The organism is Acidovorax sp. IB03 (genome assembly GCF_016406015.1).
In the GTDB taxonomy this organism is placed as follows: domain Bacteria; phylum Pseudomonadota; class Gammaproteobacteria; order Burkholderiales; family Burkholderiaceae_C; genus Acidovorax; species Acidovorax temperans.
The window spans coordinates 1-17,733 of record NZ_JAEFCH010000055.1; the positions used below are offsets into that span (position 1 = coordinate 1).

The 17,733-nt window shown below is 63.2% G+C and carries 23 protein-coding genes and 1 pseudogene; 21 read left to right on the forward strand and 3 right to left on the reverse strand.

Annotation, left to right across the window (positions count from 1 at the left end):
- Positions 1-119: 119 nt before the first annotated feature.
- The 19 genes from IHV84_RS19090 (at position 120) to IHV84_RS19180 (ending at position 14,101) form a co-directional block, all read left to right on the forward strand.
- Positions 120-335: a hypothetical protein gene (locus IHV84_RS19090; RefSeq protein ID WP_198848032.1), complete on the forward strand. Its 216-nt coding sequence runs from the start codon at positions 120-122 to the stop codon at positions 333-335.
- Positions 332-805 carry a DUF2924 domain-containing protein gene (locus IHV84_RS19095; RefSeq protein ID WP_198848033.1) on the forward strand — a complete coding sequence of 158 codons (474 nt, stop codon included), beginning with the start codon at positions 332-334 and terminating at the stop codon, positions 803-805. The genes IHV84_RS19090 and IHV84_RS19095 overlap by 4 nt, the downstream gene beginning before the upstream one ends.
- Positions 802-2,214 carry a recombinase family protein gene (locus tag IHV84_RS19100; RefSeq protein ID WP_198848034.1) on the forward strand — a complete coding sequence of 471 codons (1,413 nt, stop codon included), beginning with the start codon at positions 802-804 and terminating at the stop codon, positions 2,212-2,214. The genes IHV84_RS19095 and IHV84_RS19100 overlap by 4 nt, the downstream gene beginning before the upstream one ends.
- Positions 2,211-2,675 (forward strand): hypothetical protein, encoded by a 465-nt coding sequence (locus IHV84_RS19105; RefSeq protein WP_024541971.1) that lies wholly within the window; start codon positions 2,211-2,213, stop codon positions 2,673-2,675. Before IHV84_RS19100 ends, IHV84_RS19105 begins: the two co-directional genes overlap by 4 nt.
- A 174-nt stretch (positions 2,676-2,849) precedes the next feature.
- Positions 2,850-3,113, forward strand: coding sequence for an AlpA family transcriptional regulator (locus tag IHV84_RS19110; protein WP_020200569.1), 264 nt, complete (start codon positions 2,850-2,852; stop codon positions 3,111-3,113).
- An 11-nt stretch (positions 3,114-3,124) separates the two neighbouring features.
- Positions 3,125-3,601 (forward strand): hypothetical protein, encoded by a 477-nt coding sequence (locus tag IHV84_RS19115; RefSeq protein WP_020200568.1) that lies wholly within the window; start codon positions 3,125-3,127, stop codon positions 3,599-3,601.
- Between the two features lie 5 nt (positions 3,602-3,606).
- Complete coding sequence (locus IHV84_RS19120) at positions 3,607-3,888, forward strand: hypothetical protein (RefSeq protein WP_198848035.1); 282 nt, start codon at positions 3,607-3,609, stop codon at positions 3,886-3,888.
- A 2-nt stretch (positions 3,889-3,890) separates the two neighbouring features.
- On the forward strand, positions 3,891-4,649 hold the full coding sequence (locus IHV84_RS19125; RefSeq protein ID WP_198848036.1) for a BRO family protein: 759 nt from the start codon (positions 3,891-3,893) through the stop codon (positions 4,647-4,649).
- Positions 4,649-5,509, forward strand: a complete 861-nt coding sequence (locus IHV84_RS19130) for an ATP-binding protein (RefSeq protein ID WP_198848037.1) — start codon at positions 4,649-4,651, stop codon at positions 5,507-5,509. The genes IHV84_RS19125 and IHV84_RS19130 overlap by 1 nt, the downstream gene beginning before the upstream one ends.
- A 5-nt stretch (positions 5,510-5,514) precedes the next feature.
- Positions 5,515-6,144, forward strand: a complete 630-nt coding sequence (locus tag IHV84_RS19135; RefSeq protein ID WP_198848038.1) for a hypothetical protein — start codon at positions 5,515-5,517, stop codon at positions 6,142-6,144.
- A 9-nt stretch (positions 6,145-6,153) separates the two neighbouring features.
- Positions 6,154-6,642: a DUF6511 domain-containing protein gene (locus IHV84_RS19140; protein ID WP_062794260.1), complete on the forward strand. Its 489-nt coding sequence runs from the start codon at positions 6,154-6,156 to the stop codon at positions 6,640-6,642.
- Entirely contained in the window at positions 6,639-7,376 is a 738-nt protein-coding gene (locus IHV84_RS19145; RefSeq protein ID WP_198848039.1) for a hypothetical protein, read from the forward strand. Before IHV84_RS19140 ends, IHV84_RS19145 begins: the two co-directional genes overlap by 4 nt.
- Positions 7,373-7,600: a helix-turn-helix domain-containing protein gene (locus IHV84_RS19150; protein ID WP_020200561.1), complete on the forward strand. Its 228-nt coding sequence runs from the start codon at positions 7,373-7,375 to the stop codon at positions 7,598-7,600. The genes IHV84_RS19145 and IHV84_RS19150 overlap by 4 nt, the downstream gene beginning before the upstream one ends.
- A complete protein-coding gene (locus IHV84_RS19155) occupies positions 7,593-9,884 on the forward strand; it encodes a phage/plasmid primase, P4 family (RefSeq protein ID WP_062794258.1) in 2,292 nt (763 codons plus the stop codon). Before IHV84_RS19150 ends, IHV84_RS19155 begins: the two co-directional genes overlap by 8 nt.
- A gap of 125 nt (positions 9,885-10,009) precedes the next feature.
- A complete protein-coding gene (locus tag IHV84_RS19160; protein ID WP_198848040.1) occupies positions 10,010-10,474 on the forward strand; it encodes a crossover junction endodeoxyribonuclease RuvC in 465 nt (154 codons plus the stop codon).
- 1 nt (position 10,475) lies between these two features.
- On the forward strand, positions 10,476-10,679 hold the full coding sequence (locus IHV84_RS19165; protein WP_198848041.1) for a hypothetical protein: 204 nt from the start codon (positions 10,476-10,478) through the stop codon (positions 10,677-10,679).
- Positions 10,672-11,058, forward strand: coding sequence for a DUF6362 family protein (locus tag IHV84_RS19170; protein WP_088862016.1), 387 nt, complete (start codon positions 10,672-10,674; stop codon positions 11,056-11,058). The genes IHV84_RS19165 and IHV84_RS19170 overlap by 8 nt, the downstream gene beginning before the upstream one ends.
- Positions 11,059-11,414: 356 nt before the next feature.
- The gene (locus tag IHV84_RS19175; protein ID WP_198848042.1) at positions 11,415-12,842 is read left to right on the forward strand and encodes a site-specific DNA-methyltransferase; all 1,428 of its coding nucleotides are present in this window, start codon (positions 11,415-11,417) and stop codon (positions 12,840-12,842) included.
- Positions 12,839-14,101, forward strand: a complete 1,263-nt coding sequence (locus IHV84_RS19180; RefSeq protein WP_198848043.1) for a site-specific DNA-methyltransferase — start codon at positions 12,839-12,841, stop codon at positions 14,099-14,101. The genes IHV84_RS19175 and IHV84_RS19180 overlap by 4 nt, the downstream gene beginning before the upstream one ends.
- On the opposite strand, the gene IHV84_RS19185 is transcribed toward IHV84_RS19180, so the two are convergent.
- From IHV84_RS19185 to IHV84_RS19195, 3 genes are all read right to left on the reverse strand, one after another.
- Positions 14,065-14,430 (reverse strand): hypothetical protein, encoded by a 366-nt coding sequence (locus IHV84_RS19185; RefSeq protein WP_198848044.1) that lies wholly within the window; start codon positions 14,428-14,430, stop codon positions 14,065-14,067. The two genes, IHV84_RS19180 and IHV84_RS19185, sit on opposite strands and share 37 nt — an antisense overlap.
- A gap of 99 nt (positions 14,431-14,529) precedes the next feature.
- Entirely contained in the window at positions 14,530-15,093 is a 564-nt protein-coding gene (locus IHV84_RS19190; protein WP_198848045.1) for a DUF3489 domain-containing protein, read from the reverse strand.
- A gap of 95 nt (positions 15,094-15,188) precedes the next feature.
- A complete protein-coding gene (locus IHV84_RS19195) occupies positions 15,189-15,395 on the reverse strand; it encodes a hypothetical protein (protein ID WP_198848046.1) in 207 nt (68 codons plus the stop codon).
- Positions 15,396-15,501: 106 nt separating this feature from the next.
- On the opposite strand from IHV84_RS19195, the gene IHV84_RS19200 reads away from it, so the two are divergent.
- The gene (locus tag IHV84_RS19200) at positions 15,502-16,047 is read left to right on the forward strand and encodes an elements of external origin (RefSeq protein ID WP_169433264.1); all 546 of its coding nucleotides are present in this window, start codon (positions 15,502-15,504) and stop codon (positions 16,045-16,047) included.
- Positions 16,044-17,639, forward strand: a pseudogene (locus tag IHV84_RS19205) (phage terminase large subunit family protein); the annotation flags it as partial. The gene IHV84_RS19200 and the pseudogene IHV84_RS19205, both read left to right, overlap by 4 nt.
- Between the last annotated feature and the right edge of the window lie 94 nt (positions 17,640-17,733).

The following is a 17,733-nucleotide window of genomic DNA, read 5'->3' on the forward strand; positions in this document are numbered from 1 at the left end:
GGCATTCAAATGGCTGTGCGATGGATATGACGTTACTTGTTCAGCATTGCCCTAAATCACGTTACGCGAAGTGCCCTTGGTTTTTAGCATGAGCAGCGTTTTCCATCGGAACGCTTGCCATGACAGAAATCGAACCTATCTCCATTTGCACATCACCTGAACGGCCACGGCACGGGCATCAAGAAATCGCTGATCTGTTAGCTGCCGCGCTGCTGCGCCTTCGTGCCCGCCAATCGCGCGACATCCCCAAAAACAGCGAGCAGGTTTGCCTTGGCTTCCCCGGCCAACAGCGCGTGAATGCGAACCCCGATCACAACAAGGGAGTTCGCCCATGACAGCACACGCAACCTCACCAACGCCCGCCTCAGTCGCCGCCCGCGTCGCGGCTATTCCCCATCTTTCGATGGATGATCTTTGGGCTCTCTGGGACGACCATTTCGATGAACGGCCGAATCATCACCATCGGGTCTGGCTGGAAAGTCGCCTGGCCTACCGGATGCAAGAGCGCGCGTTTGGCGGTTTGAAACCGTCACTGCGCAAGAAGCTCGAGGAGGTTGGCGAAACCGGCATCTTGCCCAAGCAACTGCGCGGCGATAGCCAACACCTACTGCCCGGTACCGTCCTGACACGCATCTACGACGACATTGAACATCGTGTGCTGGTGCGCGGATCGAATGATTTCGAGTACCAGGGGCAACGCTTCAAGAGCCTGTCCGCTGTAGCCAAACGCATCACAGGCAGCCATTGGTCAGGCCCGGTGTTCTTTGGTTTGAAGGCACCTGCTTCGAAGAAGGGGGCAGCATGAGCTCAGTGCGCCGAAACCAGATTCCCGCAGTCACGCCAAAGAAGCGCTGCGCCGTCTACACACGCAAGTCCACTGACGAAGGCCTCGACCAGGAATACAACAGCCTCGAGGCACAGCGTGATGCGGGCTTGGCCTTCATTGCAAGCCAACGACATGAAGGCTGGATTGCCGTCGACGACGGATACGACGACGGCGGATACTCTGGCGGAAACATGGAACGGCCCGGGTTGCGCCGACTGATGATCGATATCGAGGCGGGGAAGATCGATACCGTGGTCGTCTACAAAATCGACCGCCTCACGCGCAGCCTGCCGGACTTCGCAAAGCTGGTCGAGGTTTTCGACCGCAACGGCGTCTCCTTTGTCGCGGTCACGCAGCAGTTCAACACCACCACATCGATGGGGCGATTGACGCTCAACATCCTTTTGTCATTCGCGCAGTTCGAACGCGAAGTCACCGGCGAACGCATCCGCGATAAGATCGCCGCCAGCAAGGCCAAAGGCATGTGGATGGGCGGAGTCCCGCCCCTCGGATACGACGTGGTCGAACGCAAGCTCGTTATCAATGACCGTGAAGCTGCGCTGGTACGTGACATCTTCCGCCGCTACGCCGAGCATGGCTCGGCTGCGCGACTCGTCCGCGAACTGGATATCGAAGGGCATACCACCAAGGCATGGGTCACCCAGTCCGGCCGGGAGCGATTGGGGCGCAGCATCGATCAGCAGTACCTCTTTACCTTGCTGCGTAACCGCATTTACCTCGGTGAAATCTGCAATCACGAGACGTGGTACTCGGCCCAGCACGACCCCATCATTTCTCAAGAATTATGGGACGCGGCACACGCCTTCATTGAGAGGCGAAAGCAGGCTCCGCGCGAACACCGAGCCAAGCATCCGGCACTGCTGGCGGGACTTCTGTTTGCACCGGATGGCCAACGCATGTTGCACTCCTTTGTCAAAAAGAAAAATGGTCGGCAGTACCGCTACTACGTGCCTTACCTGCACAAGCGGCGCAACGCCGGTGCCAGCCTGGCTCCGCATACGCCGGACGTGGGCCACCTGCCAGCCGCCGAGATCGAAGATGCCGTGTTGGCGCAAATCCATGCTGCGCTCTCATCGCCGCAAATGCTGATCGCAGTGTGGAGATCCTGCCAGCAGCATCCGGCGGGGGCGACGCTGGACGAGGCACAGGTGGTGGTCGCCATGCAGCGCATCGGTGACGTGTGGTCGCAACTGTTCCCTGCCGAGCAGCAACGGATCACACGGCTGTTGATCGAACGCGTGCAACTACACGGGCACGGCCTGGATATCGTTTGGCGAGAGGACGGTTGGATCGGATTCGGTGCGGACATCAGCACGCATCCCTTGATCGAAGAGTCCCAAGAGCGTGTCGAGGAGGCTTTGGCATGAATGCCACGACCCACCAGCGCCAGCGCGCCGTCCGCATCGAGATTGGAGCCGAGGCGCGCAGTTATGTCAGCGAGGGGCAGCGGGTTACCTTGGTGCCCCTGACGATCAAGCGCCGCCAGAACCGGAAGCTGCTGATACCGCCAGCCCCCGAGATCGCGGACCGAATCGGTGGCTTCGATGTGCCGATGATCAAAACGCTGGGCAAGGCCTTCTACTGGAAGCGCTTGATCGACGATGGCACCTACTCCACGACAACGGACTTGGCGCACGCCTTCAAAGTGGAACCGGGCTGGGCTGCCGAGGTCCTGCGCATGACCATGTTGGCCCCCGATATCGTGGAGGCGATATTCGAAGGACGTCAGCCACGCCACCTGAATCTGCACACCTTGCGTGGCCGCCAAGAGCAACTGCCGCGCGATTGGGCTGCGCAGCGTCGATTGCTCGGTTTCTCCGACGCCTGATCTGCTTCCAGATACATCCGATGACGGCGAGCCATGTGCTCGCCGTTTGCTTTTCTGCACTGGGCCATTGGCGAACCTGGAGTTCCGTCGTGGTTCGCCATTGCGTCCCTTAAAGGTTCGCCACCCGAAGTTTGGAATGACACCTGTTACTCAACAACGTCACAGGAGCATTCCATGCAGACACCAACCAGCGGTATCCCCCGGTCGCCACAGCAGGCGATCAACACCATGTCACCCGGTGATCGCCGCGTGCTCAACGAAAACGAGCTCGCGCAACGCTGGGGCGTTAGCCCCAAGACTTTGCAGCGCTGGCGCAGTGAGGGTCGCGGTCCACGCTACCTGAAGCTGTCCAAGCGTGTCGGCTACCCGGTCGACGCGATCCTCGAGTTTGAGCGCGAAGCGCTACACGACTCGACATCCGAACGCGCGGCGGTTTGAGGAGAGATGCGATGAATGACATCACCATCTTCCCTGCCGACATCGCCGAGATGTCGGTCAGCCAACTGGCCGCATTGCCGCCCGCGCAGAAACACGAGATCGACAAGAACCTCGATGCAGCCATCGACTGGCTGAAGAAGGCGCGCACCAAGTTCGATGCGGCACTGGATCAGTGCTACGGCGAGCAGGCACGGACCGCGCTGCGCGAATCCGGCCGTGACTTCGGCACCGCACACATCAGCGATGGCCCGCTGCACCTGAAGTTCGAGCTGCCCAAGAAGGTCAGCTGGGATCAGAAGCAACTGGCTGAGATCGCTGAACGCATCGTCGCCTCAGGCGAGAAGGTCGAGGGTTACCTCGACATCAAGTTGTCCGTCTCCGAATCCCGCTTCACGAACTGGCCGCCTGCTTTGCAACAGCAGTTCGCCGCCGCTCGCACCGTGGATTCCGGCAAGCCGTCTTTCACCCTTTCCATCGATTCGGAGTAATGACCATGAGCACCAATCTCATCGCCTCGCTGCGTCAACAGCTGCCGTCCATCTACGGCGAACACCTCCCTGACGAAATCCGGTATCGCCGCGCGGACGGTCAGGACGTCGTAGTCCCGCTTGATGTCGCCACTGTGGATGAGCTGGCTTTTGCCATCCAGACAGCCAACGCGGAATCGCTGGCGCTCGGCCGCCGCCGCACCGCGCTGGAAGAACTCCACACCGAGGTGCGCAAACGTGCCGCGCGTGGAGTCGACCGTATCGCCGACGTGTCGTGGGAGGGCTGATCATGAGCGCGATCATTCCCTTCCAGTTCGAAGCGCACGCCGTGCGCGTCCAGGTCGATGAACTCGGTCTGCCGTGGTTCAACGCCACCGATGTCTGCGACGCCCTGGAGATGGGCAATCCGTCTCAGGCGATCAAGTCCCACGTCGATGCCGAGGATCTCCAGAAATTGGAGACCCTTACGGCGGGTGGCCGTCAACGCCAAAACCACGTCAACGAGTCGGGGCTTTACGCCCTGATCCTCGGTAGCACCAAGGATGCTGCCAAGCGCTTCAAGCGCTGGATCACCGGTGAAGTGCTGCCTGCAATCCGCAAGACAGGCGCGTATTCCGCCGCCACCACGATGGCTGCCTTGCCCGCGCCGACCCAAGATCGCGTCACCGCCATCTTGCTGATCGGCGAAGCGGTCGCCAAGGTACCGGGCGTCAAGACCGGCATTGCAATGGCTGCCACGTTGACCTGCATTCAGGAAAACACCGGCCTGACCACGGAAGTGCTGCGCCGCGCTTTGCCTGCCGCCAACGAGCCGATCTGCTCGCTCAACGCCACACAGCTCGGCAAATTGCTGAGTCGCTCAGCCAAGGCCACGAACCAGTTGCTGGCATCCGGCGGCCTTCAGTTCCGCAACGACCGGGACGAGTGGGAACTGACCGAGGCCGGTGAAGCATGGGCCGAAGCCATGCCGTACTCGCGCAACGGCCACAGCGGCTACCAGGTCCTCTGGAATCCGGCGGTTGCGGAACAACTGAAGGAGGTGGCGTGATGTCCCTCCCGATCATTTCCGCGCAGCAGCGCTTGGCCGAGCGCAAGGGTGTGAAGTTGCTGATGCTGGGCAAATCCGGCATCGGCAAGACCACCCGGCTCAAAGACCTCGACCCTGCCACCACCTTGTTCCTCGATATCGAGGCGGGTGATCTCGCCGTGGCCGACTGGCCGGGCGACACCATCCGCCCGGCCTCGTGGCCGGAAAGCCGCGACTTTTTCGTGTTCCTCGCAGGCCCGGACAAGTCACTGCCGCCGGAGAGCGCGTTCTCGCAGGCGCATTACGACCACGTCATCGAGAAATTTGGCAGCCCGACGCAGCTCGACCGCTACCAGACCTTCTTTCTCGACTCGATCACGCAGTTGTCCCGGCAGTGCTTCGCATGGTGCAAGACGCAACCCGGTGCCACCAGTGACCGCTCCGGCAAACCGGATCTGCGCGCGGCCTATGGCCTGCTCGGCCAGGAAATGATCGGCGCACTGACCCACTTGCAGCACGCCCGGGGCAAGAACGTGGTGTTCGTCGCCATCCTCGACGAGCGCCTCGATGACTACAACCGCAAGGTGTTCGTGCCACAGATCGAAGGCAGCAAGACCAGTCTGGAGCTGCCCGGCATTGTCGATGAGGTCGTGACACTGGCCGAGATCAAGGCCGAGGACGGCAGTACCTACCGCGCCTTCGTCACGCACACCGTCAATCCCTACGGTTTCCCGGCCAAAGACCGCAGCGGTCGCCTCGACCTGCTGGAGCCGCCGCATCTCGGCGCACTGATCGCCAAGTGCGCAGGCCAGTCGCCATTGCCCATGCCCGGCAGCACCGGCACCCCCACTACAGCAAACACCACCGAATCCAAGGAGTAATCGCCATGTCGTCCAACTATTTTGATTTCCAAGATGCCGATCCCCAACAGTCGGGCTTTGACCTGATCCCCAAGGGCGCTGTCGTGCCAGTGCGCATGACCATCAAGCCAGGTGGTTTTGACGACCCGGAACAAGGCTGGGGCGGCGGCTACGCCACCGAGTCCTTCGAAACCGGCTCTGTCTACCTCGCCGCCGAGTTTGTCGTCACGGCGGGCGACCATGCCAAGCGCAAGATGTGGAGCAACATCGGCCTGCACTCCAAGAAGGGGCCGACCTGGGGTCAGATGGGGCGCAGCTTTATCCGCGCCGCGCTCAACAGCGCCCGCAACGTCCATCCCCAGGACAACAGCCCGCAGGCCGCCGCCGCGCGCCGCATCCAGGGTTTTCATGAACTGGATGGCCTGGAGTTTCTGGCGCGCGTGGACATTGAGAAGGATGGCAAGGGCCAAGACCGGAACGTGGTCAAGATCGCGGTCGAGCCTGATCACCCCGACTACGCAAAACTGATGGGCGTGCCGCCCAAGGCTCCGGGCAGTGGACATTCCGGCGCTCCGGCGCAGGCGGCTGCGCCTGCGTATCAGGCACCGGCTCCACAACGCGCACCGGTGACCGGCAAGCCGTCGTGGGCACAGTGAGGGAGGCCGATGAAATGCTGGGTCTGCAAACGACAGGCCCGGGGATTCGGCCACACCGACAACCGTCACGGTGTCGGCCATCCCCGGCGCTATCCCATCGACTGGGTGTTCTGCTCACAACGCTGCCAAAACGCGTTTCATGCGCTGTACGGCAACTGGCTGCGGGTCAAGGAAGGTCGCGTCGACAGTACGGGGGTCGCCATGATCGATCCATCTGATGTCGAACTGGCCGCGATGAAGAAGTGCCTCAAGGCCTTCGGCGAGGCTGCGGGCGAGATTGGATTCACCAAGCCGCTGGGCGACTACTCCGAAGCCGAGGCGCTGCAAGTGATCGACGCCATCGTCACTTGCTACACCGAGGCAATGGTCGCGCACCACGAGGCGAGCAAGTACCCACCGGTACGCGGCATGACGCCTGCGCCCGACCCTCTGGCCAACCCGTTCGCGGATCTGGAGGACGACCTGCCCTGGGAAGAGCCGAAGGGGAAGAAGCCATGATCGACTTCAACTCCTCATCGAGCATCTCGGGTCAGGTCACCACCCTGGTGGACACGGGCCTGCAACAGGCTCGCGCCCGCCAGTCCGAGCGCCAGTACCTCGGGGCCTCACGTCTCGGCGTGGCCTGCGAGCGAGCGCTGCAGTTCGAGTACGCCAAGGCACCCATCGACCACGGGCGTGACACCCCGGGCCGAATGCTGCGGATCTTCGAACGCGGTCACGTCATGGAGGACTGCATGGTCGCGTGGCTCCGGGACGCGGGCTTCGACCTGCGCACCCGCAAGGCCGACGGCGAGCAGTTCGGTTTCTCGGTGGCCAACGGTCGCCTGCAGGGCCACATCGACGGCGTCATCGTCGGCGGCCCCGATGGCTTCGCCTATCCCGCGCTCTGGGAATGTAAGTGTCTCGGCAACAAGTCCTGGAGCGATCTGGACAAGAAGGGCCTGACTCTCTCCAAGCCCGTCTACGCCGCGCAAGTGGCGATCTACCAAGCCTATCTCGAACTGCACGAGCACCCGGCGATCTTCACGGCACTCAACGCCGACACGATGGAGATCTACACCGAGCTCGTGCCCTTTGACGCAGCACTGGCCCAACGCATGTCTGATCGGGCGGTCAAGGTCATCACGGCGACCGAGGCGGGAGAGCTCCTGCCGCGCGCCTTCCATGACTCGACCCACTTTGAATGCCGGATGTGCGCGTGGCAAGACCGCTGCTGGAGGACGCAAGCATGAATACCTCGAATTTGAATCACGTACTGGGCGAGCAGCTGATCGACGTGCGCCAGGCTGCACTGATGTTCAATCTGCCGTCGTATTGGCTCTCTCAAGCCAAGGAGCGAAAGGAGCGTCGCATTCCGCATTACCGCGTCGGCAAACTGGTTCGCTTCAAACCCAACGAGCTGGAAGCCTGGATCGCTGCGCAGCAGACGTCACACGAGGGTGGTGCCGATGCTTGATTTCAATGACACATCACCACCGGGAGAAACGGGCCGGCGCAACGTCAATGACAGCGAGCGGGACGAGATTCGCACTGAACTGATCGCACGGATGGAATCAGTCCTGACCACGATGTTCCCGGCAGGAAAGAAGCGTCGTGGCAAGTTTTTGATCGGGGACATCCTGGGCAGCCCGGGCGACAGCCTCGAGGTGGTACTCGAAGGCGACAAGGCTGGTCTCTGGACGGATCGTGCTACGGGCGATGGCGGTGACATCTTTGCCTTGATCGCCGCCTACCTCGGGGCCAACGTCCACACCGACTTTCCCCGGGTGCTCGACGAGGCAGCTGATCTGCTCGGTCGTTCGCGATCAGTGCCGGTACGCCGCGCCAAGAAGGAAGCTCCGGTTGATGATCTCGGCCCGGCCACGGCCAAGTGGGACTACTTCGATGCCACCGGCAAACTGATTGCGGTCGTGTACCGCTACGACCCACCCGGGCGCAAGAAGGAGTTCCGGCCGTGGGATGCCAAGCGGCGCAAGATGACTCCGCCCGATCCGCGCCCGCTGTACAACCAGCCGGGGCTGGCTGCCGCTGGTCACGTTGTGCTGGTCGAGGGCGAGAAGTGTGCGCAGGCCCTGATCGCCATCGGCGTGGTGGCAACCACGGCCATGCATGGCGCAAACGCTCCCGTCGATAAGACCGACTGGTCGCCGCTGGCGGGCAAATCCGTGCTGATCTGGCCTGACCGGGACGCGCCAGGCTGGGATTACGCTGACCGTGCATCGCAAGCAATCCTGAACGCGGGTGCGACCACGGTCGCCATCCTGGTACCACCCGATGACAAGCCGGAAGGATGGGATGCGGCTGACGCCATTCCGGACGGCTTCGATGTGAGGGGCTTCCTCGCCGTCGGCGAGCGGATGCCGGTGATGCGGTCGGTCGAGGAGACGCCACCACCGGATCTGCTGACCGGTGTCGACTGGACTACGGAGGACGGCTTGTCCTCGGCCTTCACACGCCGCTATGGCGAGGACTGGCGCTACTGCGCGCTTTGGGGCAAATGGCTGGTCTGGACCGGCGTGCGCTGGAATCCGGATCAGGTGCTCTATGTGTCTCATCTGGCGCGCGGTATCTGCCGGATGGCGTCACTCAAGGCGGACAGCCCTCGGCTCACAGGCAAGCTGGCCAGCTCCGCCACGATCTCGTCCGTCGAGAAAATCGCACGCTCCGATCCCAAGCACGCGTCCACCGCCGAGGAATGGGATGCCGACGTCTGGGCACTCAACACACCAGGCGGTGTGGTTGATCTGCGCACGGGCCGCATGCGACCGCACCGGCGCGATGATCGGATGACCAAGGTGACCACGGCCACACCGCAGGGCGACAGTCCGACGTGGCGCGCATTCCTGGCCGACGTCACAGGCGGTGACGCTGAACTGATTGCCTACCTGCAACTGATGGTTGGCTACTGCCTGACGGGCGTGACCAGCGAGCACGCGCTGTTCTTCCTGTACGGGACCGGCGCGAACGGCAAGTCGGTGTTCGTCAACGTCCTGACCACCATCTTGGGCGACTACGCGGCCAACGCGCCGATGGACACGTTCATGGAGGCGCGCACCGACCGACATCCGACCGATCTGGCGGGCCTGCGCGGCGCACGCTTTGTGTCATCCATCGAAACCGAACAGGGTCGGCGTTGGAACGAATCCAAGGTTAAGGCCATCACCGGTGGCGACAAGGTTTCCGCACGCTTCATGCGCCAGGACTTCTTCGAGTACGTGCCGCAGTTCAAGTTGGTGATCGCAGGCAACCACAAGCCATCGATCCGCAACGTGGATGAGGCGATGAAGCGGCGGCTGCACCTGATCCCGTTCACGGTGACGATCCCGCCCGAGCGGCGTGACGGCAGGCTGACGGAAAAGCTGCTCAAGGAACGGGACGGCATTCTGGCGTGGGCGGTCGAGGGCTGCAGCCTTTGGCAACGCCAAGGACTGAAGCCTCCCGCCAGTGTGGTGTCGGCGACTGAGGAGTATTTCGAGGCCGAGGACGCGCTCGGGCAGTGGATCGAAGAGCGTTGCCTGCTGGCCAAGACCCACCGTGAAGGCGTTTCCGAATTGTTCGCCGACTGGCGTGAATGGGCTGAGCGCGCGGGTGAGTACGTGGGCTCGGTCAAGCGCTTCTCCGAACTGATGGCGGCCCGCAAGTTCGAGAAGTGTCGGCTGACCGGGGGCGCACGTGGGATCACGGGCATAGCCCTCAGGCCCAAGCCGTATAGCCATGGCTACCCCTACCGAGATGACTGAGCAATCCGGGCGAGTGACGGATTTGACGGGTTTCCTGATTGACGCGCTACGCGTGCGCGTACGTAAAGGCTGTTTCCCAAAGAACCCGTCGCATCCGTCACTCGCCCCCGAACTGGAGCACGACGATGAACACGACAATCTTGGCCCTTGATCTGGGCACACACACCGGGTGGGCTTTGCAGCACCTGGACGGCACTATCACCAGCGGCACGGAGCACTTCAAGCCGCAGCGATTTGAAGGGGGCGGCATGCGTTTCCTCCGTTTCAAGCGCTGGCTCAACGAATTGTTCTCGGCCAGCAACCACATCAACGCGGTGTTCTTCGAGGAGGTTCGACGGCACGCTGGCGTTGATGCGGCGCACGCCTACGGTGGCTTCATGGGACACCTGACCGCGTGGTGTGAGCATCACAACATCCCTTACCAGGGTGTTCCAGTCGGCACGATCAAGAAGCACGCGACCGGCAAGGGCAATGCGGGCAAGGACGACATGATCGCGTCCGTCCGCCTGCGTGGTCACACCCCAGTCGACGACAACGAAGCCGACGCCCTAGCCTTGCTGCACTGGGCTGTCGAGACGCAGGAGGTGTGACATGAAGGTGCCGACACACCAATACCGCTGCCCCCTCGGTCGTCTGCAACCTCAGGCCACGGATCTGGATGCGATCAAGGAACGTGGCTGGCGTGACCAACACATCCTGGTGGTCAACGCATCCGACGAACGTCTGGACTTCATCGAGCGCGAGATCGTGCGACGCATCGGTGACCGGCTCTACGGAGGGCGACGCAATGACTAAGTGGACTATCGAGGACGTTGCTGCTCGGTTTGAAGAGGCCGCAAGCACTAGTCGACGGTTGCCTCCTGTTCGAGTGCAGGGTTACTTCAACTGCTGGCCCGCCATTGTCCGAAGCGAATGGGAGACATTTGCAGCAGACGAGAGGGTGTACCGATCCTTTCCGCCGAGTCCAGAGGCAATTGAACGAATGCTGGAGGTTATGCGCTGGGTGCAGTGGCTCACCATCGAGCAACGTCATCTCGTATGGATGCGCGCGAAGCGCTATGGCTGGCGGGACATCACGATCCGCTTTGCCTGCGACCGCACGACGGCATGGCGGCATTGGCAGCGGGCATTGCAGACGGTCGCAGATCAACTTAATGGTGTGGTGGTTGCGTAGGGTTTTGGCGTGATTTGGCGCGTATGGTCGGGGATGTGCGCCATCACGAGGCAATCAGCGGTTTTTGCCCCTGCAACAAAACGACCTGATCTTGCGTAGTATTCATCTATCTTCTGGACAGAGGTGACGGCAGAGGAAGCAGCCCAGAAATCAACGGGTCCTTCCTGGCCAAAAACCAATGCGGGGGGCGCGAGCGCGGCGCTTTTTTAGCGTCAGGGTGCGGGCAAGGTTACCAGTCGGCCAGGTTACCGGCCCAGGTTACCACCACCAGGCGCAGTTACCACCCCTCCAGAATCTACTTTCACCCAACCCGCCCGGCAGCAACGCTCGGCGGGTTTTCTTTTGGGACTTCCATCTTGAACACGCTCAACGTCGAGTACCGCAAGGTCGAGGCGCTGATTCCCTACGCCCGCAATCCGCGCACGCACGCCGAAAGCCAGATCGCCAAGATCGCGGCCAGCATCGTCGAGTACGGCTGGACGAACCCGATCCTGGTCGATGGCGACAACGGCATCATCGCCGGGCACGGGCGTCTGGCCGCTGCGCGCAAGCTCGGGCTGGATCAGGTGCCGGTGATTGAACTGGCCCATCTGACCGTCGCGCAGAAGCGGGCACTGGTGATCGCCGACAACCGGCTGGCACTGGATGCGGGCTGGGACGAGGAGATGCTGGCCCTGGAACTGGCCGATCTGTCCGAGGCCGGATACGACCTCGCTCTGACCGGTTGCGAGGATGCCGAGATCGAGGCACTGCTCACCGGTGACGTGACCGACGCCGACGCCGATGCCGATGCCGACGCAGAGCCGGACACCGAGGAACCGGATGCCGCTGACGACGTGCCAGAAGCACCCGTCGTGGCGGTGTCCCGGCCGGGCGATGTCTGGGCAATTGGCCCGCACCGCCTGATCTGTGGCGACGCCACCGACCGGAACGTGGTCGCTGCGCTGATGCAGGGTGACCTCTCTCGCCTGTGCTTCACCTCGCCGCCCTACGGCAACCAGCGCGACTACACCTCGGGTGGCATCTCCGATTGGGATGGCCTGATGCGTGGCGTGTTCGCACACCTGCCGATGGCAGGCGACGGTCAGGTTCTGGTCAACCTGGGCCTGATCCACCGCGACAACGAGGTGATCCCGTATTGGGACGGTTGGCTATCTTGGATGCGCCAGCAGGGCTGGCGGCGCTTTGCGTGGTACGTCTGGGATCAGGGGCCGGGGATGCCCGGCGACTGGGCAGGCCGCTTCGCGCCGAGCTTCGAGTTCGTCTTCCACTTCAACCGGGAGAGCCGCAAGCCGAACAAGATCGTCCCCTGCAAGCACGCAGGCCAGGAATCCCACCTGCGCGCCGACGGTTCGTCCACCGCGATGCGCGGCAAGGATGGCGAGGTGGGCGGCTGGACGCACAAGGGGCTGCCGACGCAAGACACCCGCATCCCCGACTCTGTGATCCGCGTGATGCGCCACAAGGGCAAGATCGGTCAGGACATCGATCACCCAGCCGTGTTCCCGGTGGCGCTGCCGGAATTCGTGATCGAGGCTTACACGGACGCGGGCGACATCGTGTTTGAGCCCTTCGGCGGCAGCGGCACGACGATGCTGGCCGCCGAGCGCACCGGTCGGATCTGCTGCAGCGTGGAGATCGCCCCGCAGTACGTGGACGTGGCCATCAAGCGGTTCCAGCAGAACCACCCCGGCATACCGGTCACCTTGATCGCCACCGGTCAGTCCTTCGAGCAGGTCGCCGTTGAGCGCGCCACCACCCCGGATGCCGAGGTGGTGGCATGAACTGGCTGGCCGACAAGATCGAACAGTGGCCGACCGCCAAGTTGCGGCCCTACGCCCGCAACGCGCGCACCCATTCCGAGGAGCAGGTGGCGCAGATCGCTGCCAGCATCGCGGAGTTTGGATTCACCAATCCGATCCTGGCGGGCAGTGACGGCATCATCGTCGCGGGCCACGGTCGTCTCGCCGCCGCCCAGAAGCTCGGGCTGGAGCGGGTACCGGTCGTGGTGCTCGACCATCTGAGCCAGACGCAGCGCCGGGCCCTGGTCATTGCGGACAACCGAATCGCCGATAACGCGGGCTGGGACGACGCGATGCTGCGGATCGAACTGGAAGCCTTGCAGCTCGATGGTTTCGATCTGGACATCACCGGCTTCGACGCCGACGCACTGGCCGAACTGATCGCGGGCGACGAGCCGGACAACGAGGGCCAGACCGATGAGGATGCGGTGCCCGAGGTCAGCGAGACACCCATCTCGCGTCCGGGCGATGTCTGGATCATGGGCCAGCACCGGCTGCTGTGCGGCGACTCGACCGTGGCCGAGAGCTACGACCACCTGATGCAAGGCGCGGTGGCGGACATGGTCTTCACCGACCCGCCGTACAACGTGAACTACGCCAACAGCGCCAAGGACAAGATGCGCGGTAAGGATCGCGCGATCCTGAACGACAACCTGGGGGATGGCTTCTACGACTTCCTGCTGGAAGCGCTGACGCCCACGGTGGCGCATTGCCGGGGCGGGATTTACGTGGCGATGTCCTCCAGCGAACTGGATGTTCTGCAGGCCGCCTTTCGTGCTGCCGGTGGCAAATGGTCGACCTTCATCATCTGGGCCAAGAACACCTTCACCCTGGGGCGCGCCGACTACCAACGCCAGTACGAGCCGATCCTGTACGGATGGCCCGAGGGGGCGACACGCCACTGGTGCGGCGACCGTGACCAGGGCGACGTGTGGAACATCAAGAAGCCGCAGAAGAACGACCTGCACCCGACGATGAAGCCGGTGGAGCTGGTCGAGCGCGCGATCCGCAATTCGAGTCGCCCCGGCAACGTGGTGCTCGACCCGTTCGGGGGCTCGGGGACGACCTTGATCGCTGCGGAAAAGTCAGGCCGCGTTGCGCGGCTGATCGAACTCGATCCGAAGTACGTGGACGTGATCGTGCGCCGGTGGGAGGACTTCACCGGCAAGCAGGCCACCCGCGAGGCGGATGGCGTGGCGCTCGATCAGGCTGCCAGCGACTCCTCGACGATCTCGCAGTGAATCACAAGGCCCGTCAGGTAAGGCAGGCCGCGCGGGATGCCGTACTGCTTGCTGGTCTGGCGGCCAATCGTCCAGCCCATCCAGCGTTGGGTGGCTGCGTTGATCGCGTCCGCCAGGGCCTTGCCCTCGTAAAGCCCGTTCTGGACGTCGTCGGCAAAGTGGCGACCGTGGCGGCTGTCGAGGAAGACCTGAACCGATTCGAGGGGCTGGCTGGTGACGTCCGAAATGGCGATCATCGCCAGGGGCCATGCAGCGCTGGCATGCTCGTTCATCGTGCCCCAAAAGCCCCAGGTGTCGTTCTGGGTGGCGGGGATCTGGTTGGTGTTCATGGTGGCTGCTCCTTCGGGTTGATCGTTGCGACACCCGTAGTAACGCGCTGTTCGATTGAGAAGCCAAGCGCCGCTTGGCCTCTTTCTCGATCTTTCTGATCAGGCGATGCGGTAGACCCGCTCGCCGCCCTGTGGCTTGTCCGACACGATAGTCAGGCCCAGCTTCTTCTTGAAAGCCCCGGCGAAGGTACCGCGTACCGTGTGCGCCTGCCAGCCGGTGGCGGCACAGATCTGGCCGATGGTTGCGCCCTCGGGGCGTTGCAGCATCCGGATCACTTCGGCTTGCTTGCTGTTGTCGCGGGTGCGCGGCTTGACCCACGTTGCTTCGGCGGCGATTACGGCGGCTTCCAGTTCGGGATCGCTCAGGGCGGCTGGCGCGCCTTCTGCGTTGGCAATGATCTGGTCGAGATTGGCTTCGAATTGACCGATGCTCGTCTTGTTCAGTCCGGGGCGAGTTAGCCCCAAGGCGTCGTAGGCCTCGGCGGCGACGAACCAGTCGGTGCCGTCGGTGGTGATCAGGGCACGGTTGAACATCCCGTCGAGCACTTTCTTGCGCGCGCCGCCTTTGATGTTTTCGGGGAACCAGTCGATCTTGCCTGCGCTGGTATTGATGGCCTTGGCCAGGATGGCGTGCTGGGCCGGGGTCAGGGTGGTGGTGGTCATGGGCGGCTCCTTCAGGGGTGGTGGATGACGACGTGATGAACGCGCTCTTCTGGAGTGAAGCCAAGCGCTTTCCGCTTGGCTTCGTGGGTTTCCGATCAGTCCTTGGCGATTTCCGCTTCCGAGGCCTTCGGGCTCGATGCGCCAAATTCGACGCCCGCCTTGAAGGCCGCTTCCAGCGCGTCCTTGAGGCACCACACCGCCGTGTCGTGGAAGTCGAGGCTGTCGGCGTTGCGGGTTTGCAGGGTTTCGATGCCGAGATGCTTCTGGGCGATGAGGGTGAGGATGGTGTCGATCTGGCTCATGGCGTTTTCCTTTCGGGGTTGGTTGGCGTGACGTGATGAACGCGCTGTTCCCGATGGAAGCCAAGCTCAATCTGCGGACATGACGAACAAATGATTGAAGGTGACGATGGGACTTTCCATTCGCGCCTACGCGCGCCACCGTGGCGTGTCGCACGTGGCCGTGAAGAAGGCCATCGACACCGGGCGGATCACACCGCTGCCAGACGGCACGATTGATCCGGATACCGCCGACGCGCAGTGGGCACAAAACACATTGCAACCCCGCAAGGCAGCAGCGCCGGAGAAGGTCAGCCCCGCGAAGGCGCGCGTACTGCCTGAGCGAGAGGTGCCCGAACCCGGCACCCCACCGTTGTCGACGGGCGGGACATCGCTGCTACAGGCACGCACCGTCAACGAAGTGCTCAAAGCCCAGCTCAATAAGGTGGAGCTGGCGCACCGCAAGAAGGAGCTGGTGGATCGGGCGCAGGCCGTGGCCCACGTGTTCAAACTTGCGCGCATCGAGCGCGACGCGTGGTTGAACTGGCCAGCGCGTATCTCCGGGCAGATGGCATCCACGCTCGGTGTCGATGCGCACCAGATGCACGTGGCCCTGGAGGCTGCCGTGCGCGAGCACCTGATTGAGCTGGGCGAGCTGCGCCCGCGCGTGGATTGATGATGGACTACGAAGGCGCGCAGGAGATCGAACGGGCGTGGCGCGACGGGCTTACTCCCGACCCGCTGCTCACGGTATCGGAATGGTCAGATCGTCACCGGATGCTCTCCAGCAAGGCGTCTGCCGAGCCGGGGCGCTGGCGTACCAGCCGCACGCCGTACCTCAAGGCCATCATGGATTGCCTGTCGCCGACCTCGCCGGTCGAGCGTGTGGTGTTCATGAAGGCAGCGCAGCTCGGTGCGACCGAGATGGGGTCGAACTGGATCGGCTATGTCATCCACCACGCGCCGGGGCCGATGATGGCGGTCTGGCCGACGGTGGAGATGGCCAAGCGCAACTCCAAGCAGCGGATCGACCCGCTGATCGAGGAGTCTGCGGCGCTGGCGGAACTGATCGCACCCGCGCGCAGCCGGGATTCGGGCAACACGATTCTGGCCAAGGAGTTCCGGGGTGGCGTGCTGGTGATGACCGGCGCGAACAGCGCGGTAGGCTTGCGCTCGATGCCGGTGCGCTACCTGTTCCTTGACGAGGTTGACGGGTATCCGCTGGACGTCGAGGGTGAAGGCGACGCGATCTCGCTGGCCGAGGCGCGCACGCGTACCTTTTCCAGGCGCAAGATCTTCATCGTCTCGACGCCGACGATTTCCGGGGCCTCGGCCATCGAGCGTGAGTACGAGGCCAGCGATCAGCGCCGCTACTTCGTGCCGTGCCCGCACTGCAACCACCTGCAGTGGTTGCGCTTCGAGCAACTGCGCTGGGACAAGGGGCAACCGGAAACCGCCGCCTACATCTGCGAGTCCTGCGACACCGCGATTTCCGAGCTCCACAAGACGTGGATGCTGGAGCGCGGCGAATGGCGCGCGATGGCCCAGGGCAAGACGGCAGGCTTTCACCTGTCGTCGCTGTACAGCCCGGTGGGCTGGCGATCCTGGCGTGATATCGCTGCCGCGTGGGAAGCCGCCGTCAACAAGGAGTCGGGATCAGCCGCCGCGATCAAGACCTTCAAGAACACCGAACTGGGGGAGACCTGGGTCGAGGAAGGCGAAGCACCCGACTGGCAACGGCTGGTCGAGCGCCGCGAGGATTACCGCATGGGCAGCGTGCCGCTGGGCGGCCTGCTGCTGGTGGGTGCGGCTGACGTCCAGAAGGATCGCATTGAGGCCTCGATCTGGGCCTTCGGGCGCGGCAAGGAATCGTGGCTGGTCGAGCACCGCGTGCTGATGGGCGACACAGCCCGCGACGCGGTGTGGAAGGCGCTGGCCGCGATGCTGGCCGAGAACTGGACGCACGCCTCGGGGGTGGCGATGCCACTGGCGCGCTTCGCGCTGGACACCGGCTTTGCCACGCAGGAGGCTTACGCCTTCGTGCGAGCCTGCCACGATCCGCGCGTGATGGCGGTCAAGGGCGTGCGAAGTGGGGTGATGGGGGGCGCCGCCCTGATCGGCACACCGACAGCCATCGATGTGTCGCAGGGTGGCAAGAAACTGCGCCGAGGCATCAAGGTGTTCACGGTGGCGGGCGGCATCGCCAAGCTGGAGTTCTACAACAACCTGCGCAAGAGTGCGGATGTGGGCGAGGACAGCTCGACCCCCAATGCCAGTCAGTTAAGCCCGCAGGCGGCTTGATCCAGTAAAAGGGGACGTGTTCAACACGTTCCCTTTTTTGCTTGATGAGCCTGCTTGCAAA

What these genes read in the sequence shown, in the direction of transcription:
- IHV84_RS19200 (WP_169433264.1), top strand. Translation starts at nt 15,502, where the DNA reads ATGGGACTTTCCATTCGCGCCTACGCGCGCCACCGTGGCGTGTCGCAC.
- IHV84_RS19125 (WP_198848036.1), top strand. Translation starts at nt 3,891, where the DNA reads ATGAGCGCGATCATTCCCTTCCAGTTCGAAGCGCACGCCGTGCGCGTC.
- IHV84_RS19145 (WP_198848039.1), top strand. Translation starts at nt 6,639, where the DNA reads ATGATCGACTTCAACTCCTCATCGAGCATCTCGGGTCAGGTCACCACC.
- IHV84_RS19090 (WP_198848032.1), top strand. Translation starts at nt 120, where the DNA reads ATGACAGAAATCGAACCTATCTCCATTTGCACATCACCTGAACGGCCA.
- IHV84_RS19165 (WP_198848041.1), top strand. Translation starts at nt 10,476, where the DNA reads ATGAAGGTGCCGACACACCAATACCGCTGCCCCCTCGGTCGTCTGCAA.
- IHV84_RS19160 (WP_198848040.1), top strand. Translation starts at nt 10,010, where the DNA reads ATGAACACGACAATCTTGGCCCTTGATCTGGGCACACACACCGGGTGG.
- IHV84_RS19150 (WP_020200561.1), top strand. Translation starts at nt 7,373, where the DNA reads ATGAATACCTCGAATTTGAATCACGTACTGGGCGAGCAGCTGATCGAC.
- IHV84_RS19190 (WP_198848045.1), bottom strand. Translation starts at nt 15,093, where the DNA reads ATGACCACCACCACCCTGACCCCGGCCCAGCACGCCATCCTGGCCAAG.
- IHV84_RS19110 (WP_020200569.1), top strand. Translation starts at nt 2,850, where the DNA reads ATGCAGACACCAACCAGCGGTATCCCCCGGTCGCCACAGCAGGCGATC.
- IHV84_RS19155 (WP_062794258.1), top strand. Translation starts at nt 7,593, where the DNA reads ATGCTTGATTTCAATGACACATCACCACCGGGAGAAACGGGCCGGCGC.
- IHV84_RS19185 (WP_198848044.1), bottom strand. Translation starts at nt 14,430, where the DNA reads ATGAACACCAACCAGATCCCCGCCACCCAGAACGACACCTGGGGCTTT.
- IHV84_RS19120 (WP_198848035.1), top strand. Translation starts at nt 3,607, where the DNA reads ATGAGCACCAATCTCATCGCCTCGCTGCGTCAACAGCTGCCGTCCATC.
- IHV84_RS19130 (WP_198848037.1), top strand. Translation starts at nt 4,649, where the DNA reads ATGTCCCTCCCGATCATTTCCGCGCAGCAGCGCTTGGCCGAGCGCAAG.
- IHV84_RS19135 (WP_198848038.1), top strand. Translation starts at nt 5,515, where the DNA reads ATGTCGTCCAACTATTTTGATTTCCAAGATGCCGATCCCCAACAGTCG.
- IHV84_RS19195 (WP_198848046.1), bottom strand. Translation starts at nt 15,395, where the DNA reads ATGAGCCAGATCGACACCATCCTCACCCTCATCGCCCAGAAGCATCTC.
- IHV84_RS19140 (WP_062794260.1), top strand. Translation starts at nt 6,154, where the DNA reads ATGAAATGCTGGGTCTGCAAACGACAGGCCCGGGGATTCGGCCACACC.
- IHV84_RS19100 (WP_198848034.1), top strand. Translation starts at nt 802, where the DNA reads ATGAGCTCAGTGCGCCGAAACCAGATTCCCGCAGTCACGCCAAAGAAG.
- IHV84_RS19170 (WP_088862016.1), top strand. Translation starts at nt 10,672, where the DNA reads ATGACTAAGTGGACTATCGAGGACGTTGCTGCTCGGTTTGAAGAGGCC.
- IHV84_RS19095 (WP_198848033.1), top strand. Translation starts at nt 332, where the DNA reads ATGACAGCACACGCAACCTCACCAACGCCCGCCTCAGTCGCCGCCCGC.
- IHV84_RS19115 (WP_020200568.1), top strand. Translation starts at nt 3,125, where the DNA reads ATGAATGACATCACCATCTTCCCTGCCGACATCGCCGAGATGTCGGTC.
- IHV84_RS19180 (WP_198848043.1), top strand. Translation starts at nt 12,839, where the DNA reads ATGAACTGGCTGGCCGACAAGATCGAACAGTGGCCGACCGCCAAGTTG.
- IHV84_RS19105 (WP_024541971.1), top strand. Translation starts at nt 2,211, where the DNA reads ATGAATGCCACGACCCACCAGCGCCAGCGCGCCGTCCGCATCGAGATT.